This is a genomic window from Micromonospora sp. NPDC049004, assembly GCF_040649315.1.
Lineage (GTDB): Bacteria > Actinomycetota > Actinomycetes > Mycobacteriales > Micromonosporaceae > Micromonospora.
Genome location: NZ_JBEZFG010000006.1, coordinates 473754 through 488921 on the forward strand (window position 1 = coordinate 473754; position 15168 = coordinate 488921).

Sequence of the window (15168 nt, forward strand, 5' to 3'; positions counted from 1 at the left end):
TGACGCCAATCGCGTCGACCCCGACGTGCCGACCACCGCAGGCCCGTCGGCGCGACCCGAACCGGCCCGCCGTCGTCACCACACGACTACCCTCGGTGAGGAGACAGCGCAGTCGTGCCGGGCGCGACGCCCGGGAGGTGATATCCGATGGCGGTATCCGCCGACGCGGAGGTGCTGGTCGGCCTCGGCTCGGACGGTGACCTTCCGGTCGTGGAGCAGGCCGCGCAGGAGGCCGCCGGGCACGACCGACCCCTGCACGTCATACACACCTTCGACTGGCAGGCGGCCTTCGCGGCGGAGACCGTCGCCGCGCCGCGGGACGAGGCCGAGAACCTGATCACCCGGGCCGCCCAGCTCGCCCACCAGGTCGAACCCGGCCTGACCGTACGCGCCGAGATCGTCGAGAGCGGCCTGCTGCCCACCCTCATCCGCCGGTCCGAGACGGCCTTCCTGCTGGCCGTCGGCGACAGCGGAATGGCCGGCAGTGGCCAGTGCGTCCCGGCCGAGACGTCCGCCGTGCAGTTGGCCGCGCGAGCCAACTGCCCACTGCTGGTGGTCCGACGCGAACCGCCACCGCAGGGCCCCGTCCTGGTCGGGGTGGACGGCTCCCCCAGCTCACACCTCGCCCTGCGGTGGGCAGCGGACTGCGCCCGCGGGCGCGACGCCCGCCTCGTGGCGCTGCGGGTGGTCGAGAGCGACGAGGACACCGACGCGGTCGCCGAACAGCTCAGCGAGGCACTGGCCCGCCACGCCGACCCCCACAGCGGGGTGCCCACCGAGTGCCGGGTCGTCCGCGGCGACCCCGGGCAGGTGCTCGTCGACACGTCCCGGTCGGCCCAGGTGGCGGTTGTCGCCGCCCGGGGCGACGAACCGGGACGAGCCATGCTCGGCGCGGTCGCCCAGTCCCTGCTCTACCACTCCCCCGCCCCGGTGGTCGTCGTCCGCGGTCTGGCTGAAATGCCACTGACCGGGCCCGACACCCGTCCGGCGAGGGACCAACGGCCCTGACCCGGGGCGGCGACACGCAGTCTCAACAAGAGCTGACGCGGGGGCGGACAATTCCGTGGCGGCATGGCTGTGGCGCGGTCACCCGACCGCGCCACAGCACGACGGTCAGGACGATCCCACGGGCTTCACGCAGTTGGACATTCCGCTTTCCAACGCACCGTTGACGGCGGTGACGCAGAATTCGTAGTTCAAGGCACCGTAGACGAGGAACCCGACGCCCCAGGTCGTTTCCATGCTCGTCTGATCACTCGCAGTCATCTCGCTGCCATCGAGAGGGTTGCGGACCCAGACGCGATAGCCGGCCGCACCGGTGGATTTGTTCCAGGTGAGGTAGACGCTTGAGGCGTCGAGGGCATTGGCCTTCAGGCCGCTCGGCGCCGCGGGGGTTCCGCCGCCGACGAGGACCGGGCGGCCGGGATTCGGCACCCCTCCGCCGCCGCTGGTGTCCCAACTCGATACCGAGACGAGATAGCGGTGGCCGACTGTCAGACCGTCGATGTGGGCCGCATGACCCCTGATTCCGACCGCGCTGAGGAATGCGCCCGGATCGTCCTGGTCCCAGTAGATGACGCCGTAACGTTCGACCGTCCCGACCGTTTCGCCCCAGGTGATGTCGAAGCCGGTGCTGGTGGCCCGGGTGACGATCTGCGCCGGGCCCGGAGGAGCCGTCGGGCTCGCCACCACGGGCGCCGTCGGGGACGTCCAAGCGGATTTCTGGTCCTCGGTGTCGCCGTTGTCGGTGCGGACCTGGTATTCCCACTTCAGGCCATGGACAGAGAGCGTGTCGTGGCGGTTGGACGCCGCCCTGGACTCGCTCCAGTCCGCGGAGCCGACAAGACGGGACCGGACGGTGTATCCGTGGGCACCGAAGACCGCATCCCACGTCACCTTGAGACCCTGGGGGCCGGGCTCGACGACGACGTTTCTCGGCACGGGGGTCGGCCGCGCCGGAATGGTGTTGGGGATGGCGGGCACGCTCGAGCCGATGCCGAAGTTGTTGACGAGGGTGCGTTCGAACGCCTGGGCGATCTTGTACTCGCCGCGGGCGTTGGGGTGCAGCCCGTCGTAACCGTCCGGACAGCTGTCGGGCCCGCAGGCGTAGTTCGCCCGCCAGTCGACCAACGCCACCGGGGACTGGCTGGTGCTCCACGACGGGATCGAGGTGGCCAGCAGCGTGTTGTAACGATCCGTCTTGGCTGGCAGATCTGGATTGATACCGAGCCGGGTGCGCTGAGGGATGTTGGCCAGGGCCACCTTGATGTTGGGATTGGCGGCACGGGCCTCGCTCACCAGCGTCCTCATGCTGGCGATGGTCCCGTCGGGGTTGTCGACAAACCAGCCCAGGTCGTTGAACCCGAGCCCGACCAGGAGCAGGTCGGGCTTGTGCTCCGCTACCTGCGTACGGATTTCGTTCTTGACCTGCGCCGCTTGGCGGCCCCAGACCGCGAAGTGGTCGGAGTCGAAGGCCGGCGCTCCTGCGGCGTACTGCCCCCAGACGCGAGGAATGCCCTCCCCAGGGTCGGGAGCCCCTTGCAAACGCGGCGGAGTCGGACCGGTTGCTTCCGTAGGGGGCGTGGTGCCGTAGTAGGGACCGACGAAGTTGACAGCGACATTCTGAGTTCTGAACCAGTCCCACAGCCGGTAGCGCCAAGTCCAGTCACCCTCGGCACCCTGGGACATCGAATCGCCCACCACCATGACCCTGAGAGCCCCGGCTGGCCCTTCTGTCGTTGACCCGGCGCCCCGCCTGAACCGCATGACCGTCTCGAAGATCGTGTCGGCAGTTTTCGGGTTGAGTATGTTGGCTATGGCAGTAAGAGGTGTCTCCCAGAAACGGAACTGAGTCGCCAATTTTTGCAAGAACTTCTGGCCCTCTTCTATAAACGGCCGCGTGCTCTTGGAGAGGATTTGCATGAGACCCCCGGTGATGGCGCCGCCGAGAGCGCCCCACAACGCGGCGCCTGCCGCTTTGCCCCAGACGTCGGCGTCAATCGGATGTCCGTCCACGCCGGCGCTCGTCAACTCGCCGAAGGCTCCGGCGAAGGCTCCAGAGACAGCACCGCAGAACGGTGCAGCGGCGGGAGCACCGACGTTGAAGAAGGCTAGGCAAACGGCACCGATCAGGATCACTGTCGCTGCTTGGACGAGGCCGACCACAAGCGCCTTCCAGAAGCCATCCCAGAAGCCCGCAGCGCCGACGTCCCCCTTGGGCACCACGATCACCAGGCTGTTGCCGAAAGCCTGGATGCTTCCGCCGAACGTGATGTCGCTCCGCGGTGAGTAATAGCCTGCCGCATTTTCTTGGGCTTGGCGCGCGAAAGACTCGCTGAGAAGAAGCCCTGCTTGGGTCTGGTCGCGGTGAAAGACCGCTACCCTTTGCAGCAGTATCTCCTGAAATTGCTCAGGGCGCTGCACAGGATTGAAGTCCAGGATCGCCACGACATCGTCGTCATTGTTGGCCAACTGCCGGAACTGCCCGGAGTCGCGCGCGCAGCCCACGCGCAGCCCTACGCTATCCGCCTCGACCGGCTTGACGTCGAAGGACGAGCCGTGCACGGAGCACGCGGCATCCGCAGGGGCGGCGGCCGCTTGGGTCACGCCAATATTGGTGGAGCCGGCCACGACCAGCACCAACGCAAGGAAGAACGCCGTGAGACGGGTGCCGTGCCGCCTATTTCTGTGCACCCATGATCGATTACGGGAATGAGGCATGGAGGACTTCTCTCTGTCCGATCATGGCGCGCAGGGTGGAATCGGGAAGTCGACTCCGACAGATCATGGCGCCGGACTTCCAGGCCCACCCGCTGTCTGACCTGGGACACGTAGGGGATCCGACACTCACCTCGACGTACGTCGATGGTCCGTCGTCAGTTGTCGGTCGTCAGTTCTTTACATCAATGATCTTTGTGTAAAGTTCATAGATCCACAAGTCTCGAATCGATCACAATCGTTGGTCTCTCCGGCCCGGCCACGCCACGCAGCGCAAGCCGAGGTGGGCCTACCGACGGGTCCTGCCAGAGCGGACCACGTTCCCCGGCGGCCTTCACGCACCGCCGATCCGACCCCGTCGACGCACCGACGCGACTACCCTCGGTCAGGGAAGAGGGGCGGCGCCGGGAGGTGGGGCCGTTCGCGGACCGGCCTCCATCGCGCCAGGCGGGACACACGTCCGCACCAGTGGGGGTCAACGGCCCTGCCCCATCCTCTCGGCGGCGATGAAGCTGGACGTGGCCGGGAGAACCCGGGACACCGGACGCGACGTCCCCGATTTCGCGAGAGGCTTACGCAGCATGGATTCCGCTGTCGACCTGCACAGCCCTCTGACCGAAGACGAGCTGCGCCGACTGGACGCCTACTGGCGTGCCGCGAACTACCTCACCGTCGGGCAGATCTACCTGCTGGGCAACCCTCTGCTGCGCGAGCCGCTGACCCCCGACGACATCAAGCCACGGCTGCTCGGGCACTGGGGCACCAGCCCCGGGCTCAACCTGATCTACGCGCACCTCAACCGGGTGATCGTCGCCCGGGACCTGAACGCCATGCTGGTCACCGGCCCCGGGCACGGCGGCCCGGCGATCGTGGCCAACACCTGGCTGGAGGGCACCTGGTCGGAGCGCTACCACGACGTGGCGCGCGACGAGGCCGGGATGGCCCGGCTGTTCCGGCAGTTCTCCTTCCCGGGCGGCATTCCCAGCCACGTCGCGGCGGACGTGCCGGGCTCGATCCACGAGGGCGGCGAGCTCGGGTACGCCCTGAGCCACGCCTACGGTGCCGCGTTCGACAACCCGGACCTCGTGGTGGCCTGCGTCGTCGGCGACGGCGAGGCGGAGACCGGGCCGCTGGCCGGCAGCTGGCTCTCCAACGTCTTCCTGAACCCGGCCCGCGACGGCGCGGTGCTGCCCATCCTGCACCTCAACGGCTACAAGATCGCCAACCCGACCGTGCTGGCCCGGATCCCCGAGGCCGACCTGCTCGACACCCTGCGGGGTTCGGGCTACCAGCCGTACGTGGTGTCCGGCGACGACCCGGCCGTGGTGCACCGCACCCTCGCCGCGACGCTGGACCGGGCGCTGGACGAGATCGCCGAGATCCAGCGGCGGGCCCGTTCCGGTGGTGTCGTCGAGCGCCCCCGCTGGCCGATGATCGTGCTGCGGACGCCGAAGGGCTGGACGGGCCCGCGCGAGGTCGACGGCACCCAGGTGGAGGGCACGTACCACGCCCACCAGGTGCCACTGTCGGGCGTCCGCGACAACCCCGCCCACCTGGACGAGCTGGAGCACTGGCTGCGCAGCTACCGGCCGGAGGAGCTGTTCGACGCCACCGGCGCCCCGGTCGACGAGCTGCGGACGCTGCCGCCCCGCGGCGATCGACGGATGAGCGCCAACCCGGTCACCAACGGCGGCGTGGTCCTGCGCGACCTGACCCTGCCCGACTTCCGCGACTACGGCGTGGACGTCCCCGAGCCGGGCCAGCCGATGGCCGGCGCGACAGGGGTGCTCGGTCCGTGGATCCGTGACGTGATCACCGCCAACCCGCAGACGTTCCGGCTGTTCGGCCCGGACGAGGTCGCGTCCAACCGGTTGGACGCCGCCTTCGAGGTGACCGACCGGGCGTGGGTCGCTCGCACCGTCCCCGGCGACGACCACCTCTCCCCCGACGGCCGGGTCATGGAGGTGCTCTCCGAGCACCTGTGCCAGGGCTGGCTGGAGGGCTACCTGCTGACCGGCAGGCACGGCGTGTTCACCAGCTACGAGGCGTTCATCCACATCGTCGACTCGATGGTCAACCAGCACGCCAAGTGGCTGAAGGTGACCCGGGCGATCCCCTGGCGCCAGCCCCTCGCCTCGCTGAACTACCTGTTGTCCAGCCATGTCTGGCGGCAGGACCACAACGGCTTCTCGCACCAGGACCCGGGCTTCATCGACCACGTGGTCAACAAGAAGGCCGAGGTGGTGCGGGTCTACCTGCCACCGGACGCCAACACCCTGCTCTCCACCATGGACCACTGCCTGCGCAGCCGGCACTACATCAACGTCGTGGTGGCCGGTAAGCAGCCGTCGCCGAACTGGCTGACGATGCAGGAGGCGATCCAGCACACCCGGCGCGGCCTGGGCATCTGGGAGTGGGCCAGCAGCGACGGCGGCAGCGAACCGGACGTCGTCCTGGCCTGCTGCGGTGACGTGCCCACCCTGGAGACACTGGCCGCCACCGAGCTGCTGCGCGAGCACCTGCCGGAGCTGAAGGTGCGGCTGGTCAACGTGGTCGACCTGATGCGCCTGCAGCCGGACACCGAACACCCGCACGGCCTGCCGGACAAGGAGTTCGACACCATCTTCACCGCGGACCGGCCCGTCATCTTCGCCTACCACGGCTACCCGTGGCTGATCCACCGCCTGACCTACCGCCGCTCCAACCATGACAACCTGCACGTGCGCGGGTACAAGGAGGAGGGCACCACCACCACTCCGTTCGACATGGTGATGCTCAACGACCTGGACCGGTTCCACCTGGTCATCGACGTCATCGACCGGGTGCCCGGCCTCGGCGCCCGCGCCGCGCACCTGCGCCAGCAGATGGTCGACGCGCGCCAGGCCGCCCGCGACTACACGCGCGAACACGGTGAGGACGACCCCCGGGTCGCCGAGTGGCGCTGGGTCCGCGAGACCGACCCGATGAACCCTTGAGGAGGACGACGTGCGGGACGCGGAGATCCTGGTCGGCTACGACGGCTCCACCGACGCGTCGGTGGCCCTTACCTGGGCGCTGGCCGAGGCCGAGCACAGCGGCCAGCCGGTGCGGCTGGCGTACGTCTTCGAGTGGCTGACAGTTGCCAGTTGGGTCGGTCCGGGCGTGGCGCCCGGCGTCTGGCCGGACGACACCGCCCGGCGGCAGGCGGACGACCTGGTCCGCAAGGCCGCGGCGGACGCCACCGCCGCGCACCCCGGCCTGACGATCACCAGCGAGGTGTACGACGGGCCGCCGGCCCTGGTGTTGCAGGAGCGCTCGACCGACGCGGGGCTGCTGGTGCTCGGCAGCCGGGGCCACGGCGGGTTCGGCGGGCTGCTGGCCGGGTCCACGGCGGTGGCGGTCGCCGCGCACGCGCACTGCCCGGTCGTGGTGGTCCGCGACGGGACCGCCAGCGGGCCACCGGCCCCGGTGGCGGTCGGGGTGGACGGTTCGGAGCCGTCGCTGGTGGCGCTCGGGTTCGCGGCCGAGCGGGCCGCCCAACGTCGGGTGCCGCTGCGCGTGCTGCACGCCTGGACCCCCGGCCCCGGTGGGGCGGCCGGAGCGCCGGACGAGCAGACCGCCGTCGAGGAGGCGCTGGAGCCGTGGCGGCGGACGTTCCCCGAGCTGGACATCACGCTCGACCTCGTCGCGGGCAGTCCGGCCGGGACGCTCATCGAGTCGAGCCGGTCCGCGCAGTTGGTGGTGGTCGGCAGTCGGGGCCGGGGTGGGCTGGCCGGGATGCTGCTCGGCTCGGTCAGCCAGCAGGTGATCCAGCACGCCGGCTGCCCGGTCGCGGTCGTCCGCGAACGCTGAGCGGCAACTCTCAGCGGCGTTCGGGCACCGGATCGGACGGGTCGAGCGAGAAGAACTCCTCCTCTTCCTGGGCCAGGTGCAGACGCAGCACCGCGTCCAACCCGTAGAGGGTGGCGAGCAGGTCGGGCACCTGATCCGGGCGCAGCCGGCCGTCGGCGGTCTGGGCGAGCTGCGCGCCCAGCAGGTCGACCTGTCGGCGGATCTCCACGTGTGCCCGGCTCATCGTCGAGGTCGCCTCGCCGCTGCCCAGCGGGTCGGCCAGGGCGGGATAGAGCTGCCGTTCCTCGGCGGCCTCGTGCGGCAGCACCCGTTCGGTCAGCCGGCGGTGCGTCTCGCGTACCGCCGGCAGGCACCTCGGGGAGGCCGGCTCGGTGGCGACCAGGTCGGCGGTGTCGCGCAGCCCGGCCAGCACATCGCGTACCTCCTGGTGTTCCCCGGCGTAGCGGGCGAGCAGCTCCCGGGTACGCGGCGGGACGTCCCGACGGCGCAGCCCACCACCGAGGGCCCGCAGCGCGTTGAGGATCACCAGCACGTCGATGCCCTCCTGGAGGAACGCGCCGGCGACCGGGGGCAGCCGGCCGACCGCCGCCACGAGCATCGCCAGCACCGCGAGGCCCATCCCGACGGTGGCGCTCTGCACGGCGATCCGGCGTGCGTAGCGGGCGATCTCGACCGCGTCGGCGAGCCGGTCCAGCCGGTCCACGGTGAGCACCGCGTCCGCCACGTCCGCGGAGGCGCTGGCGCCCGTAGCGCCCATCGCGACGCCGACGTGCGCCTGAGCCAGCGCCGGGGCGTCGTTCACCCCGTCACCGACCATCACCGTGACGGCCCGGTCGGCCTCCGCCCGGACCCGGCCCACCTTCTCCTGCGGCGTGCAGCGGGCGAGCACGTCGTCCACACCGACGGCCTCGGCGACCTGCGCGGCGGTCGCCGGCCGGTCGCCGGTGACCATCACGATGCGCCGCAGCCCCGCCGCGCGCAGCCGGCGTACGGTCCGGCGGGCGTCGGGGCGTACCGGATCCTCCAGCAGGATCGCGCCGAGCGGGCCGCTGTCGTCGCTGACCCACACCACGGACCAGCCGGCCAGCTCGGTGCGGGACCGCGCCCGGTCGGCCCACTCGGGCAGCGCGCCGGCGAGCTGCCCGACCCGGATGAGCCGCCCGTCGACCCGGCCGCTGACGCCGCGCCCCGGCTCCTCGGTCACCCCGGTCGGCTCGGTCAGCGCCAGCCCCCGCTCGCGGGCGTGCCGGACCAGGGCGCTGGCCAGCACGTGCGGGGAGAGCTGCTCCACCGACGCGGCGAGCCGCAGCACCTCGTCCCGGTCACCGCCCGGCGCGACCACCGTCTCGGCGGTACGCGGACGGCCGGCGGTCAACGTGCCGGTCTTGTCCACCAGGAGGGTCCGGGCCCGTCCGAGCAGCTCCAACGCGCCACCGTCGCGGACCAGCACCCCGCGCCGGGCCACCCGGGACAACCCGGACACGATCGCGATCGGGGTGGCCAGCAGCAGCGGGCAGGGGGTGGCCACCACCAGCACCGCCACCGCCCGGACCACGTCGCCGGAGAGCAGCCACGCCAGCCCGGCCAGCACCAGCGTGAACGGCACGAACGCGGCGGCGTACCGGTCCGCGAGCCGGACCATCGGGGCCCGGTGGGCTGTCGCCTCCTCGGCCAACCGGACGATCCCCGCGTACGTGCTCTCCGCCGCGTTCTTCGTCGCCCGCATGCCGAACCCCGCGCCGGCGTTGACCACGCCACTGGCCACCGCCTCGCCCGCCGCCCGCTGGACCAGCCGCGACTCGCCGGTCACCACCGACTCGTCCAGCGTGGCCGCCTCGTCGACGGTCCCGTCGACAGGCACCACGTCACCGGGCCCGACCAGCAGCCGATCCGCCGCCGCCACCCGGTCCAGCGGCACCACCTCGATCGTGCCGCCCGGCCCCCGCCGACGCGCGGTACGCGGGGCCCGCTCCAGCAGGGCCCGCAGGTCGCGCGTCGCCCGGCGCTGCGCGTACGCCTCCAGCGACCGTCCGGTCGCCACCATCACGGCGATCACCGCCCCGGCCAGGTACTCGCCGACGCCGAGCGCACCGGCCAGGGCCAGTACGGCGATCACGTCCACACCGAAGTGCCGGTGCCAGAACGCCCGCAGCATCGACCAGACGGCGGGCAGCAGCGCGGCCACCGTGACGGCGGCCCAGATCAGGTCGGCCGCGCCGGGGCGGCCCGCGATCCGCAGCGCCGCGCCCGCCAGCACCGCGACGCCCAGCCCGACCAGCGGCGTCCACGTTCCCCACCGCCGGATGCGGCTGCGGGCCGGCCGCTCCGGCACGCACTCGGTCGACTCGGCTGCCACCTGCGCATCGTCGCAGCCCACGACCCTCCTCGACGGCACACCGCAGGGTTTTTCCCGCCCTGGGCGGCGGCGCGACGGGTGTCGGCCGGCCCGTCCGGGGAGGCGCAACGACCCGCCGCGGTCGGGACCTCTGGCCCCTGCACGCCCCCGGCCGATGCCGCAGGATGGAGCGGCAACACACCGCGCGACCACGCCAGGTGAGGCACGATGGGCAGAGACGGAAAGGTCGTGACGATGAGTCAGGACAGTCAGCTGACGACCGCGCTGGCGGAGGCCGCCACCACCGCCGGCCACGCCCCCTCGGTGCACAACACGCAGCCGTGGCGCTGGCGGGTGCTCCCCGACGCGCTGGAGCTGCACACGGTCGCCGACCGGCAGCTCACCGCCAGCGATCCGGAGGGACGACTCCTGGCGATCAGCTGCGGCGCCGCCCTGCACCACGCCCGGCTGGCGCTCGCCGCCGAGGGCTGGCGCGCGGTGGTGCGGCGCCTGCCCGACCCGAGCGACCCCAGCCTGCTGGCACGCCTGACCGACCTGAGCCGGACGGCCGCCGACCCGGACGCCATGCGCATGGTGCAGTGCATGTCGGTGCGGCACACCGACCGGCGGCCGGTCAGCGACGAGCCGGTGCCCACCGACGCGATCGGGGAGATCGCGCGAGCGGTCACCGCCGAGGGCGGCCGACTCCAGGTCCTCGACCGCGACCAGGTGCTGGAGTTGGCCTCCACGGCCGGGCACGCCGACACGGTCGAGGCCGAGGACCCGGAGCTGCGCGCCGAACTGGCGTACTGGACCAGCCGGGCTGGCGCCGGCACCGGCCTGCCGGCCGAGGTGCTGCCCGAGCAGCCGCCGCAGACGACCGTGCCGGCCCGCGACTTCGGCCGCCCCGGCAGCCTGCCGGTCGGCCCCGGTCACGACCGCGCGGCGGTGTACGCGCTGCTGCACGGCGACGAGGACGAGCGGGACAGCTGGCTGCGCGCCGGTGAAGCCCTCTCCGCCGCCTGGCTGACCGCCACCCGACTCGGCGTGTCGATGGTGCCGCTCAGCGCGGTGGTGGAGGTCCCGGGCACCCGGCAGACCCTGCGCCAGATGCTTGCCGGCATCGGCTACCCGTACCTCGTGCTGCGCATGGGGATCGCGGACCCGGCACACGCCGGCCCACCGCACACCCCGCGACTGGCCGGCGAGCAGGTGGTGGACACCTCAGCGGTGCGCGGCGAGCGGGCCTGACGGGGGCAGATCGACGGTGTACGCCGGCGCTACGATCGCGCGGTGACCAGCAGCGTTCCGCAGCCCCGCCCGGAGTCCCCGGTGACGCCGTCGCTCGGGCTGAGCCCCCTGTCCCGGGTCCGCCTCGACGAACTGCTCCAGGAGATGCTGGACCGGGTCGGCGAGGTGATGACCAGCCGGGAGCGGCTGCGGGCGCTGCTCGACGCGGTCGTCGGCATCGGCACCAACCTGGATCTGCGCACCACCCTGCGCCGCATCGTGCAGGCGGCCTGCGAGCTGGTCGGCGCCCGGTACGGCGCGCTGGGCGTGGTCGGCCCGGACCATCTGCTGCACGACTTCATCGTGCACGGCATCACGCCCGAGCAGCACGCGCAGATCGGCGACCTGCCGCACGGGCGGGGCGTGCTCGGCCTGCTCATCGACGATCCGCGCCCGCTGCGCATGCCGGACATCACCCAGCACCCGCGCTCCTACGGCTTCCCCGCCAACCACCCGCCCATGCACAGCTTCCTGGGCGTGCCGGTGCTCATCCGGGAGCAGGTGTTCGGCAATCTCTACCTGGCCGAGAAGCAGGGCGGCGCGCAGTTCACCGAGGACGACGAGGAGATCGTCGTCGCGCTCGCGGCCGCCGCCGGTGTGGCCATCGAGAACGCCCGCCTGTACGCCCTGGCCCACCGGCGGGAACGCTGGCTCGCCGCGACCGCCGAGATCACCACTGTGCTGCTCGGTGAGGTACGCCGCACCGACGCGTTGGCGCTTGTCGCCCGACGCGCCCGGGAGGTCGCCGAGGCGGAGCTGGCGCTGGTGCTGCTGCACGACAGCGAGTCCGCGCAGTTCACCGTGGAGGTCGTCGACGGCGTCGACGAGCGGGCCCGGGCGCTGGTCGGGGCGGTCCTGCCGGCCGCCGACACCAGCTTCGGGGCGGCCGTCGCCGAGGGCCGGCACGACCAGGTGGACGACCTGGCCCACGCCGCGCCGTGGCCGGCGCTGCTGCACACCGGCCCCGCGATCGTCTCGCCGTTGGCCACCGCCGACACTCTGCACGGCGTGCTGATCGTGGCGCACCGGCCCGAGCGCGGCGGCGGCGCCAGCGACGAGGACGTGGCGCTGCTCGGCAGCTTCGCCGGTCAGGCGGCGCTGGCCATGGAACGGGCCCGCGGCCAGGAGGAACGAGAGCTGCTGGTGGTCCTGGAGGACCGTGAACGGATCGCCCGCGACCTGCACGACGTGGTGATCCAGCGACTCTTCGCCACCGGCCTGCAGTTGCAGAGCGCCGCGCCGATGATGACCCGCCCCGAGGTCGCCAGACGTATCAACGCGGCCGTCGACGACCTCGACGCCACCATCCGCGACATCCGGCGCACCATCTTCGAGCTGCGGACGCCGATGACCGCCGCGCTGCGCACCGAGATCCGCGAGGCCATCGAGCTGGCCGCCGAGTCGCTGGGCTTCAAGCCGCACCTGGAGGTGACCGGCCCGGTGGACAGCGCCGTGCCGGACACCATCCGCCCGGATCTCACCGCCGTGCTGCGCGAGGCGCTGTCCAACACCGTCCGGCACGCGCGGGCCACCCGCGTCGACGTGGCCGTACGCGTCGATGCCGGTCAGGTCAGCGTGACGGTCACCGACGACGGGGTGGGCTGCGACCCGGCCGCCGCCCGAGGTGGCCTCGTCAACCTGCGGGAACGCGCCGACCGCCTCGGCGGCATCTTCACGATCCGCCCGGCCGTTCCGCACGGCACCGAGCTGTGCTGGTCGGTGCCCCTGCGGGACTGACCGGCGCGGGCCGGGTCAGGGCGTCTTACCCAGCAGCCGGGTGGCCAGGACGGCGGCTTGGGTGCGGCGCTCCAGGCCGAGCTTGGCCAGCACACTGGAGACGTAGTTCTTCACCGTCTTCTCGGCGAGGAACATCTTTCCCGCGATCTCACGGTTGGTCAGCCCCTCGGCCACGTACTCCAGGATCCGCCGCTCCTGCTCGGTGAGCGACTTCAACTCGCGCGGCTGCTCGACGCCGTTGCGGATGCGCTCCAACACGCGGGTGGTGATCGCCGGGTCGAGCAGGGACTGCCCGGCCGCGACCCGGCGCACCGCGTCGACCAGGTCGGTGCCGCGGATCTGCTTGAGCACGTACCCGGCGGCCCCCGCCATGATCGCGGCGAACAGCGCCTCGTCGTCCTCGTACGAGGTGAGGATCAGGCCCTTGATGGACGAGTCGACGGCCCGGATGTCACGGCACACGTCGATGCCGTTGCCGTCGGGCAGGCGGGCGTCGAGGATCGCCACGTCCGGCCGCAGCGCCGGGATGCGGCGGGACGCCTCCTGCGCGGAGCCGGACTCGCCGACCACCTCGATGTCCCCGCTGCTCTGCAGCAGGTCGGCCAGGCCACGGCGGACGACCTCGTGGTCGTCGAGGAGGAAGACGCGGATCATCCCTCGTTTCTACAGGTGCCGAGCGACGGGTGCACGGGCCGAAGGTCCCGACCCGCCCGGACTCCGGGTGGTCCCGGCCCGGGTGGTCCCAACCCGGGGTGGCCTCGGCCCGGGCGGTCGGGCCCGGTGGATCGGGACGTACGGCCCTGCTCGGCGCCCACCCGGTGGGCGGACCGTGGGGGTGCGCCAGCCGTCGCGGCTCGACGGCCGGCCCACCGGAAGGGAGCACCGCCATGGACATCGGCTACACCACAGCCCACCTGCGGGCCGCCGCCGCGGACGCGGTCCGGGCGCCGTCGCTGCACAACACGCAGCCGTGGCGGTTCCGGCTGCGCGACGGCGGCATCGAGGTGCTGGCCGACCCGACCCGCCGGTTGCCGGCGACCGATCCGAGCGGTTGGGGCGTACGGGTCGCGTGCGGCGCCGCCCTGTTCAACCTGCGGATCGCGCTGGCCGTGGCCGGCGTTCCCGCCCAGGTGCGGCTGCGCCCGGACCCGTCCGAGCCGGATCTGCTGGCCCGGCTGGTGCCGGACATCCCGCGCCGGCCCACACCCGCCGAGCAGAGCCTGCACGTGGCCATCCCCCGCCGGTACAGCAACCGGCTGCCGTTCTGGCCGGACCCGGTGCCGTCCGACGCGCGGTGGCGGCTCGGCGACGCGGCCCGCGCCGAGGGGTGCTGGCTGGAGCTGCTGGTCGGCGTGAGCGCGGTGAACGCGTTCGGCGAGATCGCCCGCAGCGCGCACCGGGTGCTGGAGCGCGACCCGGCGTACCGCGCCGAGCGGGAGCTGTGGCTGCGGCATGAGCCCGCGCCGGACGGCGTACCCACCTCGGCGGGCGGCCCGCAGCACGAGCCGCAGGACGTGCTGCCGGCGCGCGGCTTCGGTGGGCGCGACCGCGCGCCGGGGCGCGACTTCGAACCCGAACCGCTGGTGGGGGTGCTCGGCTCGGTCGGCAACACCGCCATCGACCAGGTGGTCGCCGGGCAGGCCCTGCAACGGGTGCTGCTCACCGCCACCGACTCCGGGTTGAGCGTGTCGATGCTGTCCCAGCCGATCGAGGTGCCGACCGCGCGGGAGCAGCTACGGGTGTCGCTGGGGCGGTTCGGCACGCCGCAGATGGTGCTGCGCATCGGGTACGGCCAGCCGGGCCGACCCACCCCGCGCCGGGGAGTCGACGAGGTGCTGGTCCAGCCCGTCGGCAGCCGGTGAGCCTGCGGTTCAGGCTCGCCCCCGACGGTGATCGGTCGGGTGGGCTCGCTGACCACGAGAGCCCACCCGACCTCACCGACCGCTGCTCCGGTCGCCGCACGCCCGCCGGGCGAACAGCCTCCCGAACCCCACTAGTCCGCGATGAGCTCGTCCAGCTTGTTGATCGACTTCAGCGTTCCCAGTTCCTTCGCGGCTGACACGAGACGCTCGTAGTAGGCGGAGGTGATCGGGAGATCATCCTCGTACAGCCACGAGCACATCGTGTCGAAGGCCAATTCCTCCTCGCCCACGCTCATCAGATGACGGACATCGGCGATGACCTCCGTCGACGTCAACGGAGATTCGTCGAGAAGACCCGAGATGAGAGAACGCAGGTATTGGTATCTCTCCATATTG

General features: G+C 72.1%; 10 protein-coding genes. 6 read left to right on the plus strand and 4 right to left on the minus strand.

Translation table 11 applies throughout. The features are described from left to right. Positions 1 to 147: 147 nt before the first annotated feature. Positions 148 to 1008 carry a universal stress protein gene (locus AB0B97_RS20860; protein ID WP_357495623.1) on the plus strand — a complete coding sequence of 287 codons (861 nt, stop codon included), beginning with the start codon at positions 148 to 150 and terminating at the stop codon, positions 1006 to 1008. Between the two features lie 105 nt (positions 1009 to 1113). Here AB0B97_RS20860 and AB0B97_RS20865 read toward each other — a convergent pair whose 3' ends face one another. Beyond that, a complete protein-coding gene (locus AB0B97_RS20865; protein ID WP_357495625.1) occupies positions 1114 to 3639 on the minus strand; it encodes a GDSL-type esterase/lipase family protein in 2526 nt (841 codons plus the stop codon). Between the two features lie 659 nt (positions 3640 to 4298). Between AB0B97_RS20865 and AB0B97_RS20870 the strand changes: the two genes are divergently transcribed. Next, the gene (locus tag AB0B97_RS20870; RefSeq protein WP_357495627.1) at positions 4299 to 6692 is read left to right on the plus strand and encodes a phosphoketolase family protein; all 2394 of its coding nucleotides are present in this window, start codon (positions 4299 to 4301) and stop codon (positions 6690 to 6692) included. Positions 6693 to 6702: 10 nt separating this feature from the next. Beyond that, a complete protein-coding gene (locus AB0B97_RS20875; protein ID WP_357495629.1) occupies positions 6703 to 7548 on the plus strand; it encodes a universal stress protein in 846 nt (281 codons plus the stop codon). A 10-nt stretch (positions 7549 to 7558) separates the two neighbouring features. On the opposite strand, the gene AB0B97_RS20880 is transcribed toward AB0B97_RS20875, so the two are convergent. Further along, entirely contained in the window at positions 7559 to 9904 is a 2346-nt protein-coding gene (locus AB0B97_RS20880; protein ID WP_357495631.1) for a heavy metal translocating P-type ATPase, read from the minus strand. Between the two features lie 207 nt (positions 9905 to 10111). Here AB0B97_RS20880 and AB0B97_RS20885 point away from each other — a divergent pair, with 207 nt between their 5' ends. Both AB0B97_RS20885 and AB0B97_RS20890 read left to right on the plus strand, forming a co-directional pair. After that, entirely contained in the window at positions 10112 to 11134 is a 1023-nt protein-coding gene (locus AB0B97_RS20885) for a nitroreductase family protein (RefSeq protein ID WP_357495633.1), read from the plus strand. A gap of 144 nt (positions 11135 to 11278) precedes the next feature. After that, a complete protein-coding gene (locus tag AB0B97_RS20890) occupies positions 11279 to 12910 on the plus strand; it encodes a GAF domain-containing sensor histidine kinase (protein WP_357495714.1) in 1632 nt (543 codons plus the stop codon). A gap of 15 nt (positions 12911 to 12925) precedes the next feature. Here the strand turns inward: AB0B97_RS20890 and AB0B97_RS20895 are convergent, their stop codons facing one another. Continuing rightward, positions 12926 to 13564, minus strand: a complete 639-nt coding sequence (locus AB0B97_RS20895) for a response regulator transcription factor (protein WP_234581614.1) — start codon at positions 13562 to 13564, stop codon at positions 12926 to 12928. A gap of 233 nt (positions 13565 to 13797) precedes the next feature. Here AB0B97_RS20895 and AB0B97_RS20900 point away from each other — a divergent pair, with 233 nt between their 5' ends. Continuing rightward, the gene (locus AB0B97_RS20900; protein ID WP_357495636.1) at positions 13798 to 14772 is read left to right on the plus strand and encodes a nitroreductase; all 975 of its coding nucleotides are present in this window, start codon (positions 13798 to 13800) and stop codon (positions 14770 to 14772) included. A 131-nt stretch (positions 14773 to 14903) separates the two neighbouring features. Here AB0B97_RS20900 and AB0B97_RS20905 read toward each other — a convergent pair whose 3' ends face one another. Then, positions 14904 to 15164 carry a MafI family immunity protein gene (locus tag AB0B97_RS20905; RefSeq protein ID WP_357495638.1) on the minus strand — a complete coding sequence of 87 codons (261 nt, stop codon included), beginning with the start codon at positions 15162 to 15164 and terminating at the stop codon, positions 14904 to 14906. Positions 15165 to 15168 lie beyond the last annotated feature (4 nt).